Origin of the sequence: Pseudoalteromonas sp. Ld20, from assembly GCF_045064175.1 — a bacterium.
Lineage (GTDB): Bacteria > Pseudomonadota > Gammaproteobacteria > Enterobacterales > Alteromonadaceae > Pseudoalteromonas > Pseudoalteromonas neustonica.
Window position 1 is genome coordinate 362,367 of record NZ_JBISHB010000043.1, and the last position, 25,250, is coordinate 387,616.

28 protein-coding genes are annotated in these 25,250 nt (G+C 41.3%); 16 read left to right on the plus strand and 12 right to left on the minus strand.

The features are described 5' to 3' along the window. Nucleotides 1–124 precede the first annotated feature (124 nt). Nucleotides 125–1,477, plus strand: coding sequence for a DegQ family serine endoprotease (locus tag ACJJVX_RS18755; RefSeq protein ID WP_054204399.1), 1,353 nt, complete (start codon nucleotides 125–127; stop codon nucleotides 1,475–1,477). Nucleotides 1,478–1,579: 102 nt separating this feature from the next. Beyond that, nucleotides 1,580–2,662 carry a trypsin-like peptidase domain-containing protein gene (locus tag ACJJVX_RS18760; protein WP_054204553.1) on the plus strand — a complete coding sequence of 361 codons (1,083 nt, stop codon included), beginning with the start codon at nucleotides 1,580–1,582 and terminating at the stop codon, nucleotides 2,660–2,662. A gap of 37 nt (nucleotides 2,663–2,699) precedes the next feature. On the opposite strand, the gene murA is transcribed toward ACJJVX_RS18760, so the two are convergent. From murA to mlaF, 7 genes are read right to left on the minus strand one after another with little or no spacing between them, the layout of a single operon-like run. Then, nucleotides 2,700–3,959, minus strand: coding sequence for a UDP-N-acetylglucosamine 1-carboxyvinyltransferase (murA, locus tag ACJJVX_RS18765; RefSeq protein ID WP_054204400.1), 1,260 nt, complete (start codon nucleotides 3,957–3,959; stop codon nucleotides 2,700–2,702). Nucleotides 3,960–3,971: 12 nt separating this feature from the next. Further along, nucleotides 3,972–4,229, minus strand: a complete 258-nt coding sequence (locus ACJJVX_RS18770) for a BolA family protein (RefSeq protein WP_007378312.1) — start codon at nucleotides 4,227–4,229, stop codon at nucleotides 3,972–3,974. A gap of 5 nt (nucleotides 4,230–4,234) precedes the next feature. Continuing rightward, complete coding sequence (locus ACJJVX_RS18775; RefSeq protein WP_054204401.1) at nucleotides 4,235–4,528, minus strand: lipid asymmetry maintenance protein MlaB; 294 nt, start codon at nucleotides 4,526–4,528, stop codon at nucleotides 4,235–4,237. Beyond that, nucleotides 4,521–5,195 (minus strand): phospholipid-binding protein MlaC, encoded by a 675-nt coding sequence (locus ACJJVX_RS18780; RefSeq protein WP_054204402.1) that lies wholly within the window; start codon nucleotides 5,193–5,195, stop codon nucleotides 4,521–4,523. Before ACJJVX_RS18780 ends, ACJJVX_RS18775 begins: the two co-directional genes overlap by 8 nt. Nucleotides 5,196–5,201: 6 nt before the next feature. After that, complete coding sequence (gene mlaD / locus ACJJVX_RS18785; protein ID WP_054204403.1) at nucleotides 5,202–5,750, minus strand: outer membrane lipid asymmetry maintenance protein MlaD; 549 nt, start codon at nucleotides 5,748–5,750, stop codon at nucleotides 5,202–5,204. A gap of 14 nt (nucleotides 5,751–5,764) precedes the next feature. Next, nucleotides 5,765–6,544, minus strand: a complete 780-nt coding sequence (mlaE, locus tag ACJJVX_RS18790; protein WP_054204404.1) for a lipid asymmetry maintenance ABC transporter permease subunit MlaE — start codon at nucleotides 6,542–6,544, stop codon at nucleotides 5,765–5,767. After that, a complete protein-coding gene (gene mlaF / locus ACJJVX_RS18795; RefSeq protein WP_054204405.1) occupies nucleotides 6,544–7,359 on the minus strand; it encodes a phospholipid ABC transporter ATP-binding protein MlaF in 816 nt (271 codons plus the stop codon). The genes mlaE and mlaF overlap by 1 nt, the downstream gene beginning before the upstream one ends. Nucleotides 7,360–7,602: 243 nt before the next feature. On the opposite strand from mlaF, the gene ACJJVX_RS18800 reads away from it, so the two are divergent. The 12 genes from ACJJVX_RS18800 to mgtE all read left to right on the plus strand — a co-directional run bounded on the left by ACJJVX_RS18800 (nucleotide 7,603) and on the right by mgtE (nucleotide 16,885). Beyond that, entirely contained in the window at nucleotides 7,603–8,574 is a 972-nt protein-coding gene (locus ACJJVX_RS18800) for a calcium/sodium antiporter (protein ID WP_405632899.1), read from the plus strand. A gap of 25 nt (nucleotides 8,575–8,599) precedes the next feature. Then, the gene (locus tag ACJJVX_RS18805; RefSeq protein ID WP_054204407.1) at nucleotides 8,600–9,571 is read left to right on the plus strand and encodes a KpsF/GutQ family sugar-phosphate isomerase; all 972 of its coding nucleotides are present in this window, start codon (nucleotides 8,600–8,602) and stop codon (nucleotides 9,569–9,571) included. Beyond that, nucleotides 9,571–10,122 carry a 3-deoxy-manno-octulosonate-8-phosphatase KdsC gene (gene kdsC / locus ACJJVX_RS18810; RefSeq protein ID WP_054204408.1) on the plus strand — a complete coding sequence of 184 codons (552 nt, stop codon included), beginning with the start codon at nucleotides 9,571–9,573 and terminating at the stop codon, nucleotides 10,120–10,122. The genes ACJJVX_RS18805 and kdsC overlap by 1 nt, the downstream gene beginning before the upstream one ends. Continuing rightward, nucleotides 10,119–10,673 carry an LPS export ABC transporter periplasmic protein LptC gene (lptC, locus tag ACJJVX_RS18815; RefSeq protein WP_054204409.1) on the plus strand — a complete coding sequence of 185 codons (555 nt, stop codon included), beginning with the start codon at nucleotides 10,119–10,121 and terminating at the stop codon, nucleotides 10,671–10,673. Before kdsC ends, lptC begins: the two co-directional genes overlap by 4 nt. Then, a complete protein-coding gene (gene lptA / locus ACJJVX_RS18820; protein WP_054452733.1) occupies nucleotides 10,663–11,196 on the plus strand; it encodes a lipopolysaccharide transport periplasmic protein LptA in 534 nt (177 codons plus the stop codon). Before lptC ends, lptA begins: the two co-directional genes overlap by 11 nt. After that, nucleotides 11,193–11,918: an LPS export ABC transporter ATP-binding protein gene (gene lptB / locus ACJJVX_RS18825; protein ID WP_054204411.1), complete on the plus strand. Its 726-nt coding sequence runs from the start codon at nucleotides 11,193–11,195 to the stop codon at nucleotides 11,916–11,918. The genes lptA and lptB overlap by 4 nt, the downstream gene beginning before the upstream one ends. A gap of 66 nt (nucleotides 11,919–11,984) precedes the next feature. Further along, nucleotides 11,985–13,481: an RNA polymerase factor sigma-54 gene (locus ACJJVX_RS18830; RefSeq protein WP_054204412.1), complete on the plus strand. Its 1,497-nt coding sequence runs from the start codon at nucleotides 11,985–11,987 to the stop codon at nucleotides 13,479–13,481. Between the two features lie 29 nt (nucleotides 13,482–13,510). Beyond that, nucleotides 13,511–13,798 carry a ribosome hibernation promoting factor gene (gene hpf, locus ACJJVX_RS18835; protein WP_054204413.1) on the plus strand — a complete coding sequence of 96 codons (288 nt, stop codon included), beginning with the start codon at nucleotides 13,511–13,513 and terminating at the stop codon, nucleotides 13,796–13,798. 4 nt (nucleotides 13,799–13,802) lie between these two features. Continuing rightward, complete coding sequence (locus tag ACJJVX_RS18840; RefSeq protein ID WP_054204414.1) at nucleotides 13,803–14,255, plus strand: PTS sugar transporter subunit IIA; 453 nt, start codon at nucleotides 13,803–13,805, stop codon at nucleotides 14,253–14,255. A 20-nt stretch (nucleotides 14,256–14,275) separates the two neighbouring features. Further along, a complete protein-coding gene (gene rapZ / locus ACJJVX_RS18845; protein WP_054204415.1) occupies nucleotides 14,276–15,118 on the plus strand; it encodes an RNase adapter RapZ in 843 nt (280 codons plus the stop codon). A 14-nt stretch (nucleotides 15,119–15,132) separates the two neighbouring features. Continuing rightward, nucleotides 15,133–15,405, plus strand: coding sequence for an HPr family phosphocarrier protein (locus ACJJVX_RS18850; protein WP_054204416.1), 273 nt, complete (start codon nucleotides 15,133–15,135; stop codon nucleotides 15,403–15,405). Between the two features lie 121 nt (nucleotides 15,406–15,526). Next, complete coding sequence (gene mgtE / locus ACJJVX_RS18855; RefSeq protein ID WP_054204417.1) at nucleotides 15,527–16,885, plus strand: magnesium transporter; 1,359 nt, start codon at nucleotides 15,527–15,529, stop codon at nucleotides 16,883–16,885. Nucleotides 16,886–17,451: 566 nt separating this feature from the next. On the opposite strand, the gene ACJJVX_RS18860 is transcribed toward mgtE, so the two are convergent. Together ACJJVX_RS18860 and ACJJVX_RS18865 are read right to left on the minus strand one after the other, a co-directional pair. Further along, nucleotides 17,452–17,610, minus strand: a complete 159-nt coding sequence (locus ACJJVX_RS18860) for a YqaE/Pmp3 family membrane protein (protein ID WP_064485887.1) — start codon at nucleotides 17,608–17,610, stop codon at nucleotides 17,452–17,454. A 61-nt stretch (nucleotides 17,611–17,671) separates the two neighbouring features. Continuing rightward, a complete protein-coding gene (locus ACJJVX_RS18865; protein ID WP_054204418.1) occupies nucleotides 17,672–18,229 on the minus strand; it encodes a BON domain-containing protein in 558 nt (185 codons plus the stop codon). A gap of 326 nt (nucleotides 18,230–18,555) precedes the next feature. Between ACJJVX_RS18865 and ACJJVX_RS18870 the strand changes: the two genes are divergently transcribed. Further along, the gene (locus tag ACJJVX_RS18870; RefSeq protein WP_054204419.1) at nucleotides 18,556–19,212 is read left to right on the plus strand and encodes a LiaF domain-containing protein; all 657 of its coding nucleotides are present in this window, start codon (nucleotides 18,556–18,558) and stop codon (nucleotides 19,210–19,212) included. Nucleotides 19,213–20,046: 834 nt separating this feature from the next. On the opposite strand, the gene ACJJVX_RS18875 is transcribed toward ACJJVX_RS18870, so the two are convergent. Together ACJJVX_RS18875 and pmbA are read right to left on the minus strand one after the other, a co-directional pair. Next, nucleotides 20,047–20,463 carry a VOC family protein gene (locus tag ACJJVX_RS18875; protein ID WP_054204420.1) on the minus strand — a complete coding sequence of 139 codons (417 nt, stop codon included), beginning with the start codon at nucleotides 20,461–20,463 and terminating at the stop codon, nucleotides 20,047–20,049. 344 nt (nucleotides 20,464–20,807) lie between these two features. After that, nucleotides 20,808–22,157, minus strand: a complete 1,350-nt coding sequence (gene pmbA, locus ACJJVX_RS18880; protein WP_054204421.1) for a metalloprotease PmbA — start codon at nucleotides 22,155–22,157, stop codon at nucleotides 20,808–20,810. Between the two features lie 134 nt (nucleotides 22,158–22,291). On the opposite strand from pmbA, the gene yjgA reads away from it, so the two are divergent. Then, nucleotides 22,292–22,819 carry a ribosome biogenesis factor YjgA gene (gene yjgA, locus ACJJVX_RS18885; RefSeq protein WP_054204422.1) on the plus strand — a complete coding sequence of 176 codons (528 nt, stop codon included), beginning with the start codon at nucleotides 22,292–22,294 and terminating at the stop codon, nucleotides 22,817–22,819. Nucleotides 22,820–22,914: 95 nt separating this feature from the next. Here the strand turns inward: yjgA and ACJJVX_RS18890 are convergent, their stop codons facing one another. After that, on the minus strand, nucleotides 22,915–24,285 hold the full coding sequence (locus ACJJVX_RS18890; protein WP_169328066.1) for a Gfo/Idh/MocA family protein: 1,371 nt from the start codon (nucleotides 24,283–24,285) through the stop codon (nucleotides 22,915–22,917). Nucleotides 24,286–25,250 lie beyond the last annotated feature (965 nt).

Below are 25,250 nucleotides of genomic sequence, written 5' to 3' on the forward strand. Positions count from 1 at the left end.
TTATATGCATACCTAAAGACACTGAAATATATTTTCCAGTGCATTAGATGCAACATTGATAAAAGGCTGCATTTGCAGCCTTTTTTGTGTGTGCTTTTTCTGTAAAGTGGAGTAAACCCTGACTATGAAAATGAAATTATCGTTAATCAGTGCAGCTATGGTATCTGCCAGCTTGTTATTAACCCCTGCAATCTCAGTGGCTAAAATGCCTATCGCAGTAAATGGTCAACAATTACCAACTTTAGCGCCCATGCTAGAACAAATAACGCCTGGTGTTGTCAGTATCCAAGTTTCTGGTTCAAAAGAAGTGCGCCGTCGCGGTGACCCGCTCGACTTCTTTTTTGGCAATCCACAACCGCGCAGCCAAAAGCGCCAATTTAGCGGTTTAGGCTCCGGTGTAATTATTGACGCCAAAGAAGGTTACGTTGTTACAAACAACCATGTAGTACAAGATGCGCAAACCATGCTTGTTACGCTTGAAGATGGCCGCGAATATGAAGCGAAGAAAATTGGCAGCGATAAAGAATCCGATATCGCCCTTTTACAAATAGACGCTGAAGACTTAATCGAAGTGAAACTTGCTAACTCTGATCAACTTCGCGTTGGTGACTTTGCGGTGGCGATTGGTAACCCATTTGGCTTGAGTCATACGGTAACATCAGGAATCGTTAGCGCTCTTGGCCGCAGCGGCTTAAATATAGAAGGCTACGAAGACTTCATTCAAACTGATGCAGCTATAAACCAAGGTAATTCCGGTGGCGCATTGGTTAACTTAAATGGCGAGTTGATTGGTATTAATACCGCTATTTTAGGCGCATCTGGTGGCAATGTAGGGATTGGCTTTGCAATTCCTTCCAATATGATGAAAAACCTCGTCGATCAAATTGTTGAACATGGCGAAGTACGTAGAGGCTCATTAGGTATATCTGGCCGCCCTCTCGATGCAGGCCTTGCCAAAGCGCAAAAGCTAGATGTAAAACAAGGTGCTTATGTGATGAAGGTCACTGATGATTCAGCTGCAAGTAAAGCAGGGATCCAAGCAGGTGATGTAATTGTTAGTATAGATGGCACAGATATAAGTGGCTTCCATGAGCTACGCAGTAAAATTGCGACTCTGGGCGAAGGTAAAAAAGTTAAATTGGGAATTTATCGCGATGGTAAAATCAAAACGATAAAAGTAACTCTTGATGGTGCAGCAGGTCTAACAGCCGCTGGTGATGAACTACATCCTGCATTCCAAGGTGCAACTCTCGAAAGCGTACAGAAAAATGGCGCTAAAGGAATTGAATTAACATCTGTCGATCCTCGTTCTCCATCAGCAAGAGTGGGACTTGAGGAAGGCGACATTATTATGCAAGTGAATCGTCAACGCGTCGAATCGATTCGTGATATGAACAAAATCATCGAAAACACCAAGGGAAATATTGTGCTTGGCGTAAAACGAGGCCGCGAATCTGTATTTGTACTCATTCAGTAAGCAATAAACACATTTAATAACATAAAAAATAACAGTGGCACTTGCCGCTGTTATTTTTTTTGTGCCATCATAAAGGGAATGCCCACTAATAATAAGAAAACCGTGCTGAAATTCTTTAAGTTTGTCCTTCCACCACTTTTTGCAGGCCTTGGGATTGCGTTTTTAGTGGTGTTTTTTAGCCCTAACATGCGAGCGTCACTACTACCTAACGTCCCCTTGCCCAGCGCAATGAGTGCACAACATCTTAGCTTTGCTGATGCAGTGCAACGTGCTGCACCTTCTGTTGTCACTATCTTTTCAGAAAGCATTTCTAGCCAACCTCGTTATAAGCGCCAAAATACCGTAAGGGAGTTAGGTTCAGGGGTAATAATGTCTAGTGACGGGTACATTTTAACGAACTATCATGTCATTAATAATGCTGATCAAATTATTGTAATTTTAACCGATGGCCGACGCTTTTTTGATGTGCAGTTAATTGGCTTTGATACCATTACTGATTTAGCGCTATTAAAAATTAATGTAGAGCATTTGCCTGTTATTCCAATCAGTGAGCGATTCTCGCCCCGCGTTGGTGATGTAGTGCTCGCAATAGGTAACCCATTAAACCTTGGCCAAACAATTACCCAAGGGATTATAAGTGCTACAGGTAAGCAAAAAATCACCGATAGTCCCTATAATAACCTGCTACAAATGGATGCTGCGATTAATGTCGGTAATTCAGGTGGTGCACTGGTTAATTCTAATGGCGACTTGGTAGGCATTACTTCCGCACAATTTAAAACCCGTGAGAATTTAGATATTCAGGGTATTTTCTTTGCTGTGCCTTATTCATTGGCGAAAGAAGTTATGGATAAACTGATCCGCCATGGTCGTGTTGTTAGAGGTTACTTAGGCTTTACGGGTACTGCCGTAGATACGACTGGCAAAGAAGTAAGTGATAACTTTACACCGGTTTCAGGGCTGCGTATTACTAATTTAGACCCGTTAGGTCCAGCATGGCAAGCGGGCATCAAAGAGCAAGATATTGTTATTAAAATTGCGGGGGTGAGCGTATCTAACCCACAACAAACATTGAGTACCATAGGAAACTCAGAACCCGGTGAAAAAATTGAGTTTGAGCTTTATCGTGACGGAAAAATTCAAAAAGTAATGCTGACAGTTGCAGAGCTAGAAACCAAGTTATAAAAACCTAGGGTCCTAGGACCCTAGGACCTAGAACCATTTAACTACTTCTACGTTTAATATTTGCACCCAACGCACTCAGCTTATCTTCGATACGCTGATAACCACGATCTACATGATAAATACGGTCAACAACCGTTTCACCTTGCGCAACAATACCGGTCAAAATTAAGCTTGCAGATGCACGTAAGTCAGTTGCCATTACCTGTGCGCCGCTCAAGCTTTTAGTGTCGCCACAAATTGCAGTGTTACCTTCTAAGCGAATATTAGCGCCCATACGTTGCAGTTCAGGGACATGCATAAAGCGGTTTTCAAAAATCGTTTCTGTGATTGTTGCGCTGCCATTTGCAACCACATTTAACGCGGTAAACTGGGCTTGCATATCAGTTGGAAAACCCGGATGAGGCATGGTTTTGATATTAACTGCTTTTAACTCGCGGCCACGCATATCTAAATAAATGCTATCGCTATGAACTTCAACTAATGCATTAGCGGCGCGTAATTTTTCAATGACTGGCTCAAGGCTATGAAAATCTGTTAACTTACATAACACTTCGCCGCCAGCCATCGCTGCGGCAACCAAAAACGTACCGGTTTCAATGCGATCAGGTAAAATGCGGTGCTCACACCCACTTAGCTTTTCGACACCTTCAACTTCTATACGACTAGTGCCTGCTCCGGTGATTTTTGCACCCATTGCAGTTAAGCAAGTAGCTAAATCAACAATCTCAGGTTCACGAGCCGCATTCTCTAATACTGTTTTACCATCAGCAAGCGTTGCCGCCATTAATAAGTTTTCAGTGGCTCCGACGCTAACCATTTCCATATAAATTTCAGCGCCTTTGAGTCGCCCATCAACGGTGGCATTGATATAACCATTTTCAACGTTAATCGTCGCGCCCATGCGCTCTAAACCTTGAATATGAATATCAACTGGGCGCGCACCAATAGCGCAACCACCAGGCAATGATACTTGCGCTTGACCAAAACGAGCAACCAAAGGTCCAAGTGCAAGCACTGATGCACGCATTTGTTTAACAAGCTCATAAGGGGCAAGTGTTTTATCAACTTTGCCACCATCAATTATAAGCTGATCGCCATGCCATTGTATTTCTGCGCCAAGCGTTTTTAATAGCGCTTCAGTAGTGCCGATATCACGTAAGCGAGGGACATTGTTAAATGTGCTTTTACCCTGTGCTAACAATGCAGCAAATAAAATAGGTAAAGCTGCATTTTTAGCGCCTGAAATAGTGACTTCACCGGCAAGCCCGGTTCCACCCTGAATTACAAATTGATCCATGAGGAAACCTTTTTATTGAGGTAAAATGAATTTTTGTTCGCGCTTCCACTCTGTCGGGGTAAAAGCCCGAATCGATACCGCATGGATCGTGCCGTCAGAAATCGTATTCATTAACGGGCCATAAACTAGCTGTTGTTTTTTTACACGGCTTAACCCGTCAAAACATTCACCTACAGCAATCACTTCATAATGACTACCGTTGGCTTTAACATGTACTTCGGCTAATTGCAGTTCGTCGCGCAATAAAGTTTCAACTTGGCTAGTTTCCATAACTCTCACTCAAATAGGTTTGTGACCTGCCCCAACTGCATTAATTTTTGCAATTGTTCAGGGATATTTTGCAATTCAAGGCGTATGCCTTGTTGCTTTAATTCTGCGAAAGAGTGAATTAACCAAGCTAAGCCCGCCGTGTCAACCCTAGATACCTCAGAAAGGTCAAAATACCATGTTTTATGGTTACTTTGTGAGTGTTTATTAACAAGTGGTTCAGCTGAAATTGAATTTCGGGTCAATTCTCCACTGACCCGAAACTGCGCATCACTGAGTTTCGTGACGGTGACTTTACTCATCACCACCTTCACCTCTAAACTGCACTGGTAATGTGCTTTTTTGCTCTAGTAAGTTACTTACATGCTCAATACCTTGCTGGCGCAAGATACCTTGAAATTCACTTTGCTTGGCATCTAGTAAGCTAATACCTTCAGCAACCATATCATAAGCACGCCATTCACCACTTCGATCTTCACGTACTTTGAAATCTATTTTGATTTCTGGCTTACCCGGCTCAACAATTTTAGTTTTAACTAATACGACGTCTTGTCCTGCAAACGCCTTACTTTGGCCAAACTCAACTTGCTGATTAGTGTATTGAGTAAAAACCCCCGCATAAGTCGCTACTAAATACTGCTGAAAAACATCAATAAAACGTTTAATGTCTTCAACTGCTTGCTTTTGCTCTGCTGGATCTTTAATTGCACGCACTTTTGATACATGACTGCCTAGTACACGTAATGCCGCATACTTGTAATCTATATAAGGCATAAGCTCTTCACTAACAATCACACGCAGGTGCTCGTTGTCTTGTTTAATTAAAGCCTGATCGCGCGTAATACGCTGAAAAGTGTTATCAGATACTTGGCGGACCATTTTATATGGGTCTTTCAAATCAACTGCATCACTGGCTACACTAACGGCGCTGACGGTCAACGCTAAAACCATTAAAAACTTTTTAAACATAATAAATTACTCGCCACCTTGATTGAATAAAAACTGCCCAATTAACTCTTCAAGCACTAATGCTGACTTAGTATCAGTGATGTAATCACCATCATTTAGTGCCTTACTTTCGACACCAAATAATTCATCTAATCCTAAATCTTGATCGTTACTGGTTACTTCCTGACCCATACAGCGCTGTTCTGCAGATTTAGGCGCTATCACTGGGTTAATACCTAAATACTGCTCGCCTAAAATACCTGACGTTAAAATAGAAACCGAACTGGTATCTGAAAAGCGACACTGATATAGGGCATCTATTGTCATATCTACCACAGGTAAAAACTCCTGAGGATGAACCGAGATAGCTTCAACACGGCCAATAACAACACCACCGACCTTGATTGGTGCACGTGCTTTTAATGAGCCAATATTTTCAAATTTAGCTTTTAACTGATAGGTTTCACCGCTACCGCTAATCCCTGCGTTTGCGACCTTTAATGCCAACATGGCAAATGCAGCAATTCCTAACGCTACAAAAAAGCCAACTAAAATTTCTAATTTCCGTGAATTCATTATTTATACCTTTATTAGTTGGTAAACATTACCGCAGTCAAAATAAAATCAAACCCTAAAACAGCCAACGATGAGTGCACAACCGTTTCTGTCGTTGCTTTACTGATCCCCTCTGAAGTCGGTATGCAGTCATATCCTTTATAAAGTGCTATCCAAGTAACGACGATGGCAAATACAAAACTTTTTATCATGCCATTTAAAATATCTTGTTGGAACGATACTTGAGATTGCATAATTGACCAAAAGCTACCGGTATCTACGCCTAGCCAATCAACACCAACAAGATGCGCACCAATTATTGCTACCGCAGAGAAAATTAATGCCAGTAATGGCATGCTGATAAAGCCAGCCCAAAAACGCGGCGCAATAATACGTTTAAGCGGATCAATTGCCATCATTTCAAGGCTCGATAATTGCTCTGTCGCTTTCATCAACCCTATTTCGGCAGTTAATGCACTACCTGCGCGCCCAGCAAATAATAATGCGGTCACTACCGGGCCTAATTCTCGTAATAAGCTCAATGCCACTAACGGGCCCAAGCTATCTTCTGCACCGTAGCCCACCAAAACCGTATAACCTTGCAGCGCAAGCACCATACCTATAAATAGCCCTGACACCATAATAATCAGCAGTGACTGCGAACCTATCATGTATAACTGACGAATTAATAGTGGGGTACCTTTTCTAAAGTTAGGTATATTCCACAAGGCACCAACTAACATTTGCGTTGAACGCCCTAACGCCGCAAAACGACCTAAAGCTTTATGGCCTAGCTTTTGAAGTAAATCAAACATCAGCTATGCACTCCGAGTAACTCTTCATCGTATGGTTGAGCAGGAAAATGAAATGGCACTGGACCATCTGACAAGCCTTTTAAAAACTGTTGCACTAACGGTGATTCATGATTACGCATTTCATCAGGCGTGCCACACCCTATTACGCCTTGATCAGCAATAATGATCACGTGGTCAGCAATGCTCATCACTTCAGTAACGTCATGAGTCACTATCAACGATGACAAACCTAACACCTGATTTAACGACTTAATCAATTTCACCAATACTCCCATTGAGATTGGATCTTGCCCTGCAAATGGCTCGTCATACATTATCAACTCAGGATCAAGCGCAATTGAACGTGCCAGCGCTGCTCGGCGTGCCATACCACCTGATAATTCTGAAGGCATAAGATCTTGTGCGCCACGCAAGCCCACAGCTTGCAACTTCATTAATACAACAAGGCGAATTAAATCTTCACTTAAGCGGGTATGTTCTCGTAGTGGAAACGCGATATTGTCAAACACGGACATATCGGTAAACAATGCTCCACTTTGAAATAACATGCTCATTTTGGTTCGCGCAGCATAAAGCTCTTTACGCGACATGGTCGGGATATTATCGCCTTCAAACAAAATAGTGCCATTATCTGGTTTCAACTGACCGCCAATCAAACGTAGCATCGTCGTTTTACCAATGCCGCTAGGGCCCATAATCGCCGTTATTTTGCCTTTTGGAACACTGAAACTCATATTTTTATATATGCTTCTGTTGCCCCGTGAAAAGCTCACATCCTTGATTTCTACTATTGGTTGCGACAAGTCGCTCTCCATTACTATTTTCCTAGTTTTGCTATTTTAAGGGTTTTTCCACCAAGATGGAAAAAACAAATCGTAAAATTTTGTAATATTTAATGTAAAAGTAACCTCGCTTACATATTCACCTCTAAATACCTCCTTACTACGTTACTTTTAAAGGCAAATCTAACAAGTTGACCTGATTCTTTTATTTATACTTTCAGGTTGGCTTTTGTTACTATTTGCAGCCATCTCATTTTGAATAATTGGCGTAATATAATGGTGACTTCATTTGTCATTTTAATTCTTGGTTTTGCAGCTCTGGTTTGGAGTGCTGATCGCTTTGTTTACGGTGCTGCTGCATTAGCTAAAAACTTAGGGATCCCTACTTTAATTATCGGTTTAACGGTTGTTGCAATGGGCTCATCCGCACCTGAAATGATGGTGTCAGCCTCTGCTGCACTCGCGGGTAAAACTGACACTGCAGTGGGTAATGCTGTAGGGTCAAATATCACCAATATTCTTTTAGTACTTGGTATTACAGCATTATTCAGACCTTTATCTGTTTCTTCAACGACTTTAAAACGTGAAATGCCCCTTGTGTTGTTAGTATCAATTGCCGCTTGGTACATTTTTTCTGATAACTATTTTTCATTTTTTGAAGGTATTGCGCTAGTTATTGGCTTTGTTGTTTTTATTGCCGGTCTTATCCTTGTATCTATTCGAGCAAAAAACGAAGCAGATGACCCGTTTGTAAGCGAAGCATGTGAAGATGTGCCAGACAATGTAACAACTAAGTCGGCGCTTTTTTGGTTAGTCATTGGCATGATATTACTGCCAGTAAGTTCGCATTTTTTAGTTGGTTCAGCCGTTGACATAGCACAGTACTTTGGTTTGAGTGACTTAGTTATCGGTCTAACAATTATTGCCATTGGTACAAGCTTGCCAGAACTTGCAGCATGTATTGCTGGTGTCCTTAAAAAAGAAGATGACTTAGCTTTAGGTAATATCGTTGGTTCAAACTTATTTAACATATTAGCCGTATTGCCACTGGCTGGTATTATAAACCCATCGATCATTGACCCTTCGGCAGCAAACCGCGATGCATTAATAATGATTGGTGCAACCATCGCATTAATTGCCATGTCCTTGAGTTTTAGAGGGTCACGACGTATTACTCGAGTAGAAGGTGGCATATTACTGGTCTCATTTTTAGTATACCAAGGTTATATTTTCAGCCAAGTTGCTTAATACACCTCATAAAATGGATAACACAATGACGCAGTTAAATTTTATTGAACAAGGTAAACGAGTCCTTGAAATAGAACGTCAAGCCCTTGCTGATATTGCTCAATACCTTGATCATAATTTTAATCAAGCCTGCCAACTAATGTATCAATGCAGCGGTCGGATTATTGTCGTAGGCATGGGTAAATCTGGCCATATTGGTAATAAAATAGCGGCAACGTTAGCCAGCACAGGCACCCCTGCTTTTTTTGTGCATCCAGGAGAGGCAAGCCACGGCGATTTAGGTATGATCACACGTGATGACGTGGTTATTCTTATCTCTAATTCAGGTGAAACCAGTGAAGTATTAAACATTATCCCGGTCATAAAGCGCCTTGGTGCAAAAATGATCGCAATGACCGGTAATCCTGACTCATCAATGGCTACATGGGCTGATGTTCACGTATGCGTTAAAGTAAGCCAAGAAGCATGCCCGCTTGGCCTTGCCCCAACAGCAAGCACAACAGCCACGCTAGCTATGGGGGATGCAATGGCAGTTGCCCTACTTGAAACGCGAGGCTTTACTGCTGACGACTTTGCACTATCACACCCTGGTGGAAGTTTAGGTAAACGTTTATTGCTGTGCTTAAAAGATATTATGCATACTGGCAATACAACGCCTATCATCAAAGACACGCAATGTATTAAAGACGCGTTAATTGAAATGTCGGCTAAAGGCTTGGGCATGACCGCCATAGTTGATGATTCGGGTCAACTTGCTGGCTTGTTCACAGATGGTGATTTGCGCCGAATTTTAGAGCAACGAATTGATATTCACAGCACTTTAATTAGTCACGTAATGACCCGTTCTTGCACAACCGCTACAGCCGATATGCTAGCAGCCGAGGCGCTTAATATCATGGAGAATAAACGCATTAATGGCTTAATTGTCATTGATGAAAATCACCACCCTATTGGCGCACTTAACATGCAGGATTTGCTAAAAGCAGGAGTTTTATAATGCAATTTGCAGACTTATACCAACCACTTTCAGACGATGCGCAAACCCGCGCCAAAAAAGTTAAATTACTTATTTGTGATATTGACGGGGTATTCTCTGATGGCCGTATTTATCTTGGTAACCAAGGTGAAGAACTAAAAGCCTTCAATACTAAAGACGGTTTTGGTATCAAAGCGCTTATCAATAGTGGTTTTGAAGTAGCCGTGATCACAGGCCGTCATTCACAGATAGTTCAGCAACGAATGACTAGCCTAACTGTACCGCATATCTACCAAGGCCAAGAAAACAAGTTGCACGCTTATCAAGAGCTAAAAGATAAACTCCAGTTAAGTGACGAACAAATTGCCTATATCGGCGATGACGGCCCTGATTTACCGGTCATGGAACTGGTTGGCTTTGCAGTTGCTGTAAATGACGCACACCCGCTAATTAAGCGACTATCACATTACACAACAATGCTACCCGGTGGCTTTGGTGCAGTACGCGAGCTTACCGACCTATTAATGCTAGTTAATGGAAAACCATTGACCAGTGAAGGGACTAGCTCATGAATAGTGCGCGTTTAATATTAAGCGTATTATTTATAGGTTTTATGGCGTGGTTGTGGCTCCCGTACTTTAGCCAAACAACGACCACGGTAAAAAATCAAGAAGATGTGATAGCAAAACCTGATTATACCGCGGTCGAATTAAAGCAAACCGCATTTGATGAGCAAGGTAAAATTAGCCACAAAGTAACCGCAGCAAAAATGGAACTTTATCAGCAGTTAGGATTTACTTACTTTGAAAAGCCTATTTTTACTTTATATAATCAACAGCAAACGTGGCAAATCAATGCGCAAGAAGCCACATTATATGAAAATAACCAGTTGATTTTAGAAGGCAATGTTGTTGCTAAAAATCTCACAAACAACGCAATGATTAAGCATATTAATGCCGATAATATCTTGGTTGATATTGAACAACAAACCATGAGTTCAGAACAGCCTGTTGAATTAATCGGACCAAATTTAAAGACCACCGGACGCGGCCTTAGAGCCGACTTAAAAGCCGAAGTGGTAGAACTTATTAACCATACGCGAACCATATATTATGACCAATAAATTTGCTCACTTACTTGTAATACCTAGCTTGTTCATTGCCCTTTCAAGCTTTGCTGAAGGTACTCTTCCACTTGCAGACCAAGTATCGATAAGCGCTGATAAACAGCTTGCACAGCTGAAAAAAAATGTCGGTATTTTTGAAAAAAACGTAGAGATAATCCATGGTAATCGTCGTATCACAGCTGATCACCTAGAAGTGCACAAACGTGAAGATTTAGGTGATAATAAGCAGCTGCTTGTTGCCACTGGAAGCCCTGCATACTTTGAAGAAAAACAAACAGATGGCACAATTATGAGCGCCAGCGCCAATGAGGTTCGTTACGATGTTGATAAACGCTATTTAACTTTAATCGGTAACGCCCAAGTCACTCAAGCAGGTCAAAAGATTAATGCCAAAAGTATTACATACGACATGGACCAACAATTAATTAGCGCTGAAAAAGATGAAAATTCAGACGAACGAGTGCATACAATATTAGTCCCAGTAAACACTAAAAAAGATAACGAAAAAGGTCAGCCATGAGCACATTAAAAGCTGAGTTTTTAGCAAAAAGTTATAAAGGCCGCCAAGTCGTAAAAAATGTAGGCTTAGAAGTCAGCGCTGGTAGCATTGTTGGCTTACTTGGCCCTAATGGCGCAGGCAAAACCACCACTTTTTACATGATTGTAGGATTAGTGCCAAGCGACAAAGGTAAAATAAGCATAGATGATAACGACATCACCTTATTACCAATGCACAGCCGTGCACGTTTAGGGATTGGCTATTTACCGCAAGAATCTTCGATATTTCGCAAACTGACCGTTTACCAAAACCTGATGGCGATACTCGAAACCCGTAAAGAGCTAAATAAACAAGCTCGTGAAGAAGCGCTTGATGGCTTACTTGATGAATTTAGCATTCAGCACATCCGCGATAGTCAAGGTATGGCATTATCTGGTGGTGAACGCCGTCGCGTTGAAATTGCTCGCGCTTTAGCCGCAAACCCTAAATTTATTCTGTTAGATGAGCCTTTTGCTGGCGTTGATCCTATTTCGGTGTTAGATATAAAGAAGATTATTGAACATCTTAAAAACCGTGGGATAGGCGTACTTATTACCGACCACAATGTACGAGAAACCCTTGATGTTTGTGAAAAAGCCTACATAGTTTCTCATGGGGAGTTAATTGCATCAGGCACTCCTGAGCATGTACTTGCCGACCAAACAGTCCGCGACGTTTATTTGGGTGAGCAATTTAGGCTATAAAGCCACGCCCGGCTAAGGTTCTGCTAGACTTAATTATGACAACAATAAAAGGATTGTTAGAGATACATGAGGCAATCACTCCAGCTGCGCATGGGCCAGCAACTTACAATGACACCACAGCTACAACAAGCTATTCGTTTGTTACAGTTGAGCACATTAGATCTTCAACAAGAGATCCAAGAAGCACTAGATAGCAATCCATTACTTGAGGTCGATGAAAATGACTTTGGTGATGAATCAGGTGGTAAGAACGAACAAAAACAAGATACTGATGATCAAACTGTCAGTGCCTCAGCTGATGACACGCCAAGTGAATACGAACAAGAAAGCAGTGAAGCGCTAGCAAAAGATACCGTAAGCGACGAAATGGCGATGGATGTTACATGGGATGAATACATGAGCGCCGCACCAAGCTCTTCATCAGGGCCAATGCCTGAAGATGAATCTATTTATCAAGGCGCTTCATCTGAAACCCTCCACGATCACCTTATGTGGCAACTACAGCTGACTCATTTTAGTCCGACTGACGAAGCTATCGCGATAGCCATTGTCGAAGCGGTTGATGACTCAGGTATTCTTACACTAAGCTGTGAAGACATTGCTGAAAGCCTAAACAAAGGTAATAACGAAGAAGAAATTGAACTTGATGAAGTTCAAGCGGTATTAAAGCGTATTCAGTTATTTGATCCGGTCGGTATTGCTGCACGCAGCCTACCTGAATGTTTATGTATTCAGCTAAATCAATTTGATCCTGCAACGCCTTGGATTGCCGAAACAAAAATGATTTTAACTGATCATATCGATTTATTAGCTAGTCGCGACTATCGTACTTTGATGAAAAAGACTAAGCTAAAGGAAGATGAACTAAAAGAAGTAATGACACTCATCCACAGCCTTAATCCAAAGCCTGCGGATACCATAGTTCGAGAAGAGTCAGAGTACGTTATTCCCGACGTGTCAGTGAAAAAAATTAAAGGCCGCTGGGTGGTAGAGCTCAACCCAGATAGCATGCCAAAAATTAGAGTTAACAGCCAATATGCGGCGATGTCGCGCTCAGTAAAATCGAGCACTGACAGCCAATTTATTCGCTCTCATTTACAAGAAGCTAAATGGTTTATAAAAAGCCTAGAAAGTCGTAATGACACATTACTCAAAGTAACTAACTGCATTGTTAAACAGCAGCAAGGTTTTTTTGAGCATGGCCCCGAGGCTATGCGACCTATGGTATTAAACGATGTTGCTGAAATGGTTGAAATGCATGAATCAACAATCTCCCGGGTAACAACCCAGAAGTACATGCATACACCACGTGGTATTTTTGAGTTAAAGTATTTTTTCTCAAGCCATGTCAGTACCGAAAATGGCGGAGAATGCTCATCGACAGCAATTCGTGCACTCATAAAAAAATTGATTGCAGCAGAAAACTCAGCTAAACCATTGAGTGATAGTAAAATTGCAGATATATTGGCAGAGCAAGGTATCAAAGTAGCTAGACGAACAATAGCAAAGTACCGTGAATCGCTAGCTATTCCACCGTCAAATCAACGTAAAAGCTTGATTTAAGGCGTAAAACCACAAGAAGGAAAATGCTTATGCAACTAAATTTAACTGGTCGTCACGTAGAAATTACTGATTCATTAAGAGACTATGTAAACAATAAGTTTGCGAAGCTTGAGAGGCATTTTGATCACATCAACAATGTCCATGTTATTCTTGACGTAGAAAAGCTCAACCAAAAAGCAGAAGCAACATTACATGTCAGTGGCGCAGAGCTATTTGCCTCAACGCAGCACCAGGACATGTATGCCGCGATTGACGGGCTCATCGATAAACTCGACCGTCAAGTTATCAAACACAAAGAGAAGCACGCTCGACACTAACACTATGAAACTAAGTTCACTTACTTGTCAGGACTGCAGTAAAGCTGCGGTCCTTTTTAATAGCAAAAAACGTATCCTCGAATTTATCAGCCAATTGGCTCATGAACGGCTTCCTCACTTATCACAACAAGACATATTGAGTGCTCTATTAAATAGAGAAAAATTAGGTAGTACAGGTATTGGCCGTGGTATCGCGATCCCGCATGGTCGCATGAGTGGCGCACAAGAACCACTCGCTTTAATTTTAGTAAGCGAACAACCAATCAATTTTGATGCCATTGATAATCGCCCCGTCGATATTTTTGTTGCACTCATCGTACCTGACGGTGACAGTGAACTTCATTTAAAGACGTTGGCTACAATTGCTGATAAACTCAACGACAAAGAGTTTTGTAAACAAATACGTAGCGCAAAAACAGACCAAGATCTATATCAAGTAATTGTTGAACAGTCGTAGTTAAAAGAAGGAGAGTTTACATGGAATTAATTATCATCAGTGGGCGCTCAGGGTCAGGTAAATCTGTCGCTTTGCGTGTATTAGAAGACCTTGGCTATTATTGTGTTGATAATATCCCTGTAAACTTATTACCGTCGTTAGTGCGTAGTGTATCTGATAACTACGATAAGATTGCCGTCAGTATTGATGTGCGTAACTTACCCAAAGAACAGCAAGAGTTTAATGATATTCTTGAGTATCTTCCGGGGTTTGCAAACCCAACTCTATTTTATCTAGACAGTGACGACCAAACGCTCATTAAGCGCTTTTCTGAAACACGCCGTTTACACCCACTTTCTTTAGATTCACTGCCACTTGATTTAGCCATTAAACAAGAAAAAGTGCTATTAGATGTACTCATTACCCGCGCCGACTTTATTCTTGATACAACCGATTTAAGTGTCCACCAGCTGGCTGAATCAATTCGCGAAAAAATCTTAGGCAAAAAAGATAAAAAACTGATCATTACATTTGAGTCATTTGGTTTTAAGCATGGCATTCCTAAGGGAGCTGATTATGTATTTGATGCGCGCTTTTTACCAAACCCACACTGGGAACCTGAATTAAAGCCACTAACAGGGCTTGATCAACCGGTAAAAGATTATTTAGCGAGTCACAGCATAGTGCAAAAATTCACATGGCAAATTCAAACTTTTATGCAAACATGGTTACCACACCTTGAACGCAATAATCGTAGCTACTTAACAATTGCAATCGGCTGTACCGGTGGACAACATCGTTCAGTGTATTTAGCACAAACCATTGGCGAAAGCTTTGCAATGAGCCATAGTAATGTGAAGATTCGCCATCGCGAACAAGAATAAACGAAGAGAAACCAATGCGTTTAGAAGATACATTTTTAATAGAAAATAAGCTTGGTTTACACGCCCGTGCAGCCAGTGTATTAGCGCAACTAGCCGTGCAGTTCGATGCCAGTATTACGCTTCATCAAGATAACAAAGAAGCCGCTGGAGATAGCGTATTAGGCTTAATGTTACTTGAAAGTAGCCAAGGAAAAGAAGTAAAAGTAGTGTGCGAAGGCCCCGATGCAGAACCCGCACTAGCGGCAATAGGACAACTTATTGCACAGAAATTTAACGAGCAAGAATAGCTCGTAGTATCGCTTTACAAATTGCGATAAACTGAATAAGCATGTTGGTTATAACAATCAGCCTGCTTAATTATCGAAGTCTACCCTACCCTAAAAGTGTATTAATTATTTAAGGACGCCAATGCCTGAAGCTTTTGAACAAGATTACCCACTACAACAACTAAAACAAGTGACAAAGTCACTTAACAGTGGTCAGTTTGTTCAAGTTAGGCGTATGTTGGCAAAAACAGCTCCATGTGACACCGCATTACTGCTTGAGTCATCCCCCCATAAAACTCGTACCCAACTATGGCAACTAGTTGACCCTGATGTTCAAGGTGACGTACTCGAAGAACTCTCAGAAGATGTTCGTTTAGGTATTATCGCCCAAATGGAACCGGAGCATATTGCTGCGGCCACTGAAGACATGGGGCATGATGATTTAGGTGAAGTGCTAAGAAGCCTGCCTGACACAGTTTATCAAGACGTTGTTAGCGCAATGGATAGCCAAGACAGAGAACGCGCAACGCAAGCTCTTTCATATCAAGAGCGCTCTGCTGGTGCGCTGATGAATACAGATACCGTGACCATTCGTCCAGATGTCACTATCGACGTGGTACTTCGTTATTTACGCTTAAGAGGTGAACTACCAGAGGGCACCGATGACCTTTATGTCGTTGATAAAAACAACTGCTTTATAGGTGCCATGTCACTAACCACATTATTGACTAATTCGCCGGATAAGATCATTCGTGATTTTATGGATGAAGATTGTGAGTCCATTCCTATTTCAATGGATGAAACGGAAGTAGCCCAACTATTTGAGCGCCATAACTGGATATCAGCACCTGTTGTTGATGATAACGACCATCTACTTGGTCGTATTACAATCGATGATATCGTTGACGTTATCCGAGAAGACGCCGAGCATAGCCTGTTAAGCTTGGCGGGTCTTGATGATGAAGAAGACACCTTTGCTCCCGTATTAAAAAGCTCTAAAAAACGCTCTATTTGGCTGGGAGTTAACTTATTAACAGCACTTATGGCGGCTATTGTTGCCAGCTTTTTTGAAAACACCTTAGCAATCCTACCTATCCTTGCTGTATTGAATGGCATAGTGCCTTCAATGGGTGGCGTTGCGGGTAGCCAAACATTAACACTTGTAATACGTGGTATTGCCGTTGGTCATATAAACCAAACTAACCAACGTTTCTTACTTATGAAAGAACTCGCTATTGGCGCGATTAACGGTATTGTTTGGTCAATTCTGATAGCAGGTGTAGTCGCAATTTGGCAGTGGGACTTTAAACTTGGTGGCGTACTCGCATTTGCAATGTTTATGAACCTAGTTGCTGCGGGCATCGCTGGTGCAAGTATCCCACTGATCTTGAAAAGAATGAAAATAGATCCCGCCCTTGCTGGTAGCGTAGTACTGACAACCGTTACAGACATTGTCGGCATATTCGCATTCTTAGGAACCGCAACCTGGCTGCTCGTCTAAAAGCATACCTACGCAAATTTAAACACCTGAGTTAATCATACTTGCATTGCTGGTAACAGTAGGCGGGAGTTTACCTCGCGCGGATTTTCTTAAAATTTGGGACGTAAGTTAATACTGAAGAATTCTGGTGGGTCATAAGTGCATGCTCTCTATTAATAAATAGCATGCACTTATAATTTGAATGTAACCATCCTAGCTAAAATCCTTTTTGATCCTTGTGCAAACACATACCTGAAATAGGCAGTTCCAAAAATGTCCGTATAAATATAAATCTCCTTTTAACTCCTGAGCCAATCCTTGTAGTTTTTATTATCCTTAACTAATCAACTTGATTATTTGTTCATTCCTTGGGTCATATCAATAACTCGCTTCCACTGTTGCGCTGTCCATAACGCTTTTGGGAGACGTGTTTTTTCTTCCTGATTGTGTTGCGCTACCTTTTCCATAAAGATCTCCTGCTACGCTTTATATACCCAAACAACCTCAAGATACAGAAACTCATATTTTGAAATGGTTTGAATATGCTACCGTCCTTGCTGTTCATTCCTTGTCGCTAACTAATAAATTTAACGTTTCGCAATAATGTATATTGCATGTATTAGGCCTGGAAAATAACCTAATAGCGTTAATAAAATATTAATCCAAAATTGTGCACCTAGACCAACTTGTAAAAACACACCTAAAGGCGGAATTAAAACCGATAATAAAATACGTATTAAATCCATTGTTTACACTCCTTGTTATAAGAGTAGAAAGCCCAGCCTAGCTGGGCGTTTCTAACTAAAATCACTCTGCGATAATAGTTAAATTATCAACTACATCACGTACATCTTCAGCATTTTTAGCAATTTTAACCGCTAGTTGCTTTTCAGCATCAGAGTCTACTGTACCATTGAGTGTCACAACACCTTTGTCAGTATCTACATCAATATCTGTACCGCCAACTTCTGAGTTGAATAAATAACGTGTAGTAATAACAGTACTAATTTTTGCGTCAGTTAAGTCACTTTCAACGCTATCGTTATCGTTGTGCTTGATTTCAGCATTTTTTACAACGGTAAGCTCATTATTTACGCCCAGTACACCATCAAGACTTAGTACTAGTTCTTCAGCTAACTCTTTATCAAGCTCGCTTTCAACTTTACCTGTCAGTACAACCTTGCCATTTTTTACATCTGTGTTAATGTCAAAATTGTTTAGGTTAGTGTTCATTAAAAGAACTGTTTCCGCCTTTCCATCAATCCAAGCATCTTTACTTTCATTTTCCCAGCTACTTGCTTGAGCACTCATAGCAGTTGTACCAAGAACTAAAGCGGCAATAATAGATTTGTTAAATGTTTTCATAATCTTTTTCCTTTTGATTTAAGACAATTAGAGTAATGCGAACATCAGGCCAACTTTTTAAACTTTTAATATCAACAACTTAAGTGGAGCCTGATTTATCTCTCTTTCAACATGTGGTAATAATTTACAGGCTATTAAGTAATTTGTTCTCATGGTTGTTAAATAAACCAATTAATAGTGTTGTTCGTTAATATTTCATTAATTTAAAAAGGTAAAGTATCTTTGAAATAAATAAACAGCTGATTTTTAACAACTAAAAAAATGGCCTAAGCTTTGCTTTACAAAAGAGCCATTACAAAACAACAAAGTCACTCAAAGGAAAACTCATGACTGTAAAATTAGAAGATCGCCCAATTGAACAAGTGCGTGAACAAGTTATTGATCAATTAATCTATAACTACAGCCACGCGGTTATTTCTGCAGAAGCCTTTGAGCGTCGATTGGACCAAGCAATGGAAGCCACAAACAACCAAACTCTAATCGATCTGGTGAGTGACTTAGAATTAAAAGCCGACAGTAGCTATCAATCTGAAAAACGTGCCCAGTTTTCTCCTAACTACAGTAACAACACTAGTGATGAAGGACTGCACCTACGTAGTATTCTTGGGTCAAACGAACGCAGTGGCCAGTGGGTTGTGCCAAAGGTGATCCATCTTACTAACCTACTTGGTTCAATAGAATTAGATTTTACAGATGCTATTTTTCAGCACCAACACATTACTATCCATGTAAATTGCTTATTAGGCAGTGACGAAATTTATGTACCTGAGCACGTTAACGTGGTTTCTAAAATATTCAGTGTTGTTGGTAGTGTCGAAAATAAATCGGTGTCGCTCAATAAACATCAAGGGCCAACAATTACCATTGAAGGCAAAGTGGTGCTTGGCTCAGTTGAAATAAAAATTAAACGCACAATAAAAGAAAAGTTTGTCAGCTTTGCCAACAGCCTAAAAACAAGCTGGCAAGGAAAAGATAAGTATTAAAGCGCCCTTCTACGTGCAGGTATATCGTAGGAACAGGCTTTAGCCGTGATAATAGTCGTGTTTGGCTGTGATGATTCGGTTTGACCGTTAATATTCTGCTTGAACATCGCATGAAACCTATCGGCGCTAAAGCGCGCTCCTACGTGCAGGTATATCGTAGGAACAGGCTTTAGCCGTGATAATAGTCGTGTTTGGCTGTGATGATTCGGTTTGACCGTTAATATTCTGCTTGAACATCGCATGAAACCTATCGGCGCTAAAGCGCGCTCCTACGTGCAGGTATATCGTAGGAACAGGCTTCAGCCTGTGATAATAGTTGTGTTTGGCTGTGATGACTCGGTTTGGCTGTTAATATTTTGTTTGAATAGCGTGAACCCCATCGGCGCTAAAGCGCTGTCCTACGTGTAGCTATATCGTAGGAACAGGCTTCAGCCGTGATGATGATTATGTTTGGCTGTTAATATTTTATTTGAATAGCGTGAAACCCATCGGCGCTAAAGCGATCTCCTACGTGTAGCTATATCGTAGGAACAGGCTTCAGCCGTGATGATGATTATGTTTGGCTGTTAATATTTTGTTTGAATAGCATGCGAAACCCATCGGCGCTAAAGCGCGCTCCTACGTGCGGGTATATCGTAGGAACAGGCTTCAGCCTTGATAATAGTTGTGTTTGGCTATGATGATTCGGTTTGGCTGTTAATATTTTATTTGAATAGCGTGAAACCCATCGGCGCTAAAGCGCCCTCCTACGTGCGGGTATATCGTAGGAACAGGCTTTAGCCGTGATAATAGTTGTGTTTGGCTGTGATGATTCGGTTTGAATTTTGTCCCAAATCATAAATCGTTATTTCGCTCACTGGGAATATCACTTAAATACTCAACAAACTCTACTTCAAAACCAGCAGGATCAATAAAGTACACATTTTTCCTGAATGGATTATCTGCACCTGGTTTAGCAATGCTATAACCCGCATTTTCTAAACGCGAAATAACCGCAGCTATATTACTAGTCACATAAGCAAAATGCGCAAGGCCAACTTGGTGTCCTGTTAGATTACGATTAGGTTGCTCACCATTATCGCTAAGTGCTAGATACTGGCGATCATCTCCAAAGTGCAACCATTTACGTGGTTTTCCATGCCAATCACCTCGCCCTTCGCTTCTGATTGACCAATGTGGAAAAGCGGCCTTATAGAAATGTAGCATCTCATCAACATTACTCACGACCAAATTTACGTGCTCTAAATACATAATAAATACCCTTTATTTAAAATAATTTAAGTCACAATAAAACCTCAACAATAGTTGAGGTAAAGTGTTTTTATTTAAAATTGGATAATAAAAAGATAACCGATTTGCGCGGCATAAAGCCCCGCCTACGCAAATTTAAATATCTGAGTTAATCATACCTGTAGGCGGGAGTTTACCTCGCGCAGGCTTGATAATTTATGAGGGGTTATAATAACTGAATTTGCGCGGCGTAAAGCCCCGCCTACAACAAACCCAAATATCTGAGTTAATCATACCTGTAGGCGGGAGTTTACCCCGCGCAATGTTATGCTTATGACTGACGGCTTACAACTTCAAGCTTTAACCTAACTTCCCGCAACCTGCATTTGTTCAATCAATACCGAGCCTGTTTGAATACCACCACGACGCTCTATATCGCCACCAATTCCACTAATTGCCTTAAACATATCTTGTAACTTACCGGCAATGGTAATTTCACTCACTGGATATTGAATTTCACCATTTTCAACCCAGAAACCCGCTGCGCCACGAGAGTAATCACCCGTTACTGTGTTAACACCTTGGCCCATTAGCTCTGTAACCAATAAGCCTGTGCCCATTGTTTTTAATAATGCAGCTAAGTCAGCATGAGTTTGCTCAACCAACCAATTATGAATGCCACCAGCATGGCCTGTTGGTGTCATATTCATCTTACGTGCAGCGTAGCTCGCTAATAAATAAGTTTGTAACTGGCCACCTTGAATGATCTCACGATCAATTGTTTTTACACCTTCACTATCAAAAGGAGATGACGCTAAGCCTTTTAAAATATGCGGACGTTCTGAAATATTAACGCAATTGCTAAATACTTGTTTACCTAAGCTGTCTAATAAAAAACTCGATTTACGATATAGTGCACCACCGCCAATAGCCGACACTAAATGCCCAAACAATGAGTTGGCAATATCAGCTCTAAAAACAACCGGGACTTTCATAGTGCCTAACTTTTGACTATTAAGTTTTGCTAACGTTTCAGTGGCAGCTTCCAGGCCAACTGAAGCCGCATCATTTAGCCCTGCTTGGTCACGTGCTACAGTGTACGCAGAATCACGCTGCATTTGTTCGCCATCTTTACCTATCACCATAGTGCTAATGCTATGACGTGTGCGCGGGTAACCAGTGATTAAGCCATGGCTATTACCGTATACTCGTAAGCCTTGATGTGATGAAAAACTAGCGCCGTCAGAATTCACAATGCGCTCATCAGCATTGAGTGCAGCTTGTTCTGCCGCATGACATAACTCGATACCCTCTTCAGGGCTCACATCCCATGGGTGGTATAAATCTAAATCAAGTGGAGCAAATTCAAGTAATTCCTTATCGGCAACACCATTATGCGGGTCATCAGATGTGAACTTTGCAATATCAATTGCTTTTTCGACGACGGTACGTAACGTTTTAGGATTTAAATCAGCCGTTGATGCAGACCCTTTATGATTGCCAACATAAACGCTGATCCCCAATCCACCGTCTTGGTTAAACTCAATTGTTTCGACCTCACCCATACGTGTGCTTACCGATAAACCTGATGTGCTCGACATCGCCGCTTCGGCTCCAGTTGCACCAAGTTTTTTTGCATGCTCTAGCACTTCTGCCACGGCATCTTTGACTTGAGAAATCTGAGTGTAAATAGGATCTTGCTGTTGGCTTTTCATATTTTAGGTCCTGAGCTTGTAACGCTTACAATATACTTAAATGCTAACACACTCATCGCATTGCATCAGCTAATATTAATCATTAAAAGAATCGCGTATAATGCCGACAGTTAACGTTATTATATGAGCACCCCATGGCGAAGAAAAAAGGCAAGCCTGCTGAAATTGAAGAAGAAATTATCTATGTATCAAAAAGTGAACTCAAACGCGAAGCGCAAGAGTTTCATCAGTTAGGTTCCGAAATTGCCAAAATGGGGAAAAAGCAACGCGAACGCTTACCCTTAAATGACGATTTAAAAGCTGCAATGGTTGTTGCTGATAAAATCAGCAACAAGAGCGATGCATACCGTCGCCACCTAAACTACATAGCAAAAACATTACGTACTGTTGAAAACATCGAAGACATAAAAGCGATTATCGACATCATGCTTAATAAAAATAATCAGGCTGAAGTTATGATTAAAAAAATTGAGCAATTACGTAGTGACTTAATAGCACAAGGTGATGATTTAATTAATCAAACAATTGAAGATTACCCTGCACTAGAGCGTCAAAAAATGCGTCAATTAGTGCGTAATGCTGCCAAAGAAGCTAAAGCAGAAAAGCCAGCACGAGGCTATAAAGAGCTTTTTCAGTATTTAAAAGAAACAATAATGTCATAATATTAAATATTATTGATATTAAAAAAGCCTATTAATACAACGTATTAATAGGCTTTTTTATTTGTACACTAAAGCGCTTAACACTGGCACACGCCCTAGCTAACAATACCTAATGGTTGCGCATTTTTCCAAGCACCCCGAGTGAAATCAGGGATATCAATTGATGCACTTCGGTTGCTGACTGACTGCGCCGATAACGGCGATATAACCGACCATGCTGCGCCATCGTATACATCTTGATCTAAAGCTTCGCCATTGCGTAAACAATAAATCATGCGCCAAAACATTAAAAAGTCCATGCCGCCATGCCCGCCATTACGCTGCGCTTCTTCACCCATTTTAGTCCATAACGGATGATCATATTTTTTATACCAACCTTCCATTTCATAATCCCACTCATGAAAACTCTTAGAGCCGCCTTCTTCAAGCGCGATACGATTTGGAAAACCAGCAAACACACCATTAGTGCCTTGAATTAAATTATGACGAGAATAAGGCCTTGGTGTAGTCGTATCGTGCTGGACCATAATACTGCGCCCTTTGATTGTTTTGATAAGCGTGGTGTTCATGTCACCAGCGATGTAGTTAAGTTGATTTCGTTGATGATCTGCAGGAAACTCTTTTTTAGCGTAAGCACTGCGCCCTAAAGCGGGTGAACTCATCGACGTTAAAAAATCAAAACGATCGCCACGGTTAATATTCATATACTGTGATACCGGCCCTAAGCCATGTGTTGGGTATAAGTTACCATCACGCTGAGCATGCCACGCAGTACGCCAAGAGCCCGTTTTATGCTCAAGCTCTTTCATCTGCCAACGTAGCTCATGAATATACGCCGCTTCACCATGCAATAACTCGCCAAATACACCTTGGCGAACCATATTCAATACCATTAACTCATCGCGGCCGTAGTTGACGTTTTCCATCATCATACAGTTCTTTTGGGTGCGCTCTGCGGTATCGACAATTTGCCACATTTCTTCAACTGTTAATGCCAGTGGTACTTCAACAAATGCGTGCTTACCGCTATTCATAGTATCAATCGCCATCGGAGCATGCCATGCCCAGGGGGTTGAAATAATAACAATATCAATATCATCGCGATTAAGCATTTCTTGATAGGCGTTATCAGCTCCTGAATATAGCGCAGGCTTTGGAAGGCCTTTATCTGTTAAGAATTTTGCTGAACGTTCGAGTACTTCTGTATGCGTATCACAAATGGCTGTTATCTTAGTACCCGCAATATGACTCATGCGTTTTACATGGCCATAACCACGCTGGCCTACACCTATAAAGCCCACCCGTACAACATCCATTTTTGGTGCAATTAAACCAATAACTGAACGCCCTTGTTGTGCTGGCGTAACTGCTCCGCCATTAACACCACTTGCACACCCTGCCACAACACTTGCTGCAGCCGCTGCACTGGCCGCTTTTAAAAAGTCTCGACGATTAAACTGCTTCATTATTATTATCCTTGAATTAACCTGTTTTTAACTTACCTAAAACAGGTTAATAGGTAAAGCTGATAGGGATAGATAGCAGAAAAAGGAGATTAATGTAGAAGAGCGCTTTAGCGCCGATGGGTTTTGCACAGGTATTCAAACCGAATTCATAACAGCCAAACATAACCATTACCACGGCTGAAGCCTGTTCCTACGATATATCTACACGTAGGGGGGCGCTTTAGCGCCGATAGATTTCGCACAGGTATTCAAACCGAATCCATAACAGCCAAACATAACCATTATCACGGCTAAAGCCTGTTCCTACGATATACCTATACGTAGGAGAGCGCTTTAGCGCCGATGGCGGAAATCACACAAGATAAGATTAAATCAAAATAGAGAGTGCAATCACGGCTGAAGCCTGTTCCTACGATATACCTGCACGTAGGAGAGCGCTTTAGCGCCGATAGGGTTTCGCACAGGTATTCAAACAGAACCTTAACAGCCAAAAATAATCATTATCACGGCTAAAGCCTGTTCCTACGATATATCTACACGTAGGAGAGCGCTTTAGCGCCGATGGGGGAAATCACACAATATAAGATTAAATCAAAATAGAGAGTGCAATCACGGCTAAAGCCTGTCCCTACGATATACCTACACGTAGGAGAGCGCTTTAGCGCCGATAGGGTTTCGTGCGATGTTCAAGCAGAATATTAACGGTCAAACAAAACCATCACAGCCAAACATAACTATTTTCACGGCTGAAGCCTGTTCCTACGATATACCTACACGTAGGAGAGCGCTTTAGCGCCGATAGATTTCGCACAGGTATTCAAACAGAATATTAACAGCCAAACATAACCATTATCACGGCTAAAGCCTGTTCCTACGGTATACCTGCACGTAGGAGAGCGCTTTAGCGCAGATGGGTTTTGCACGGTGTTCAAACAGAATATTAACAGCCAAACATAACCATTATC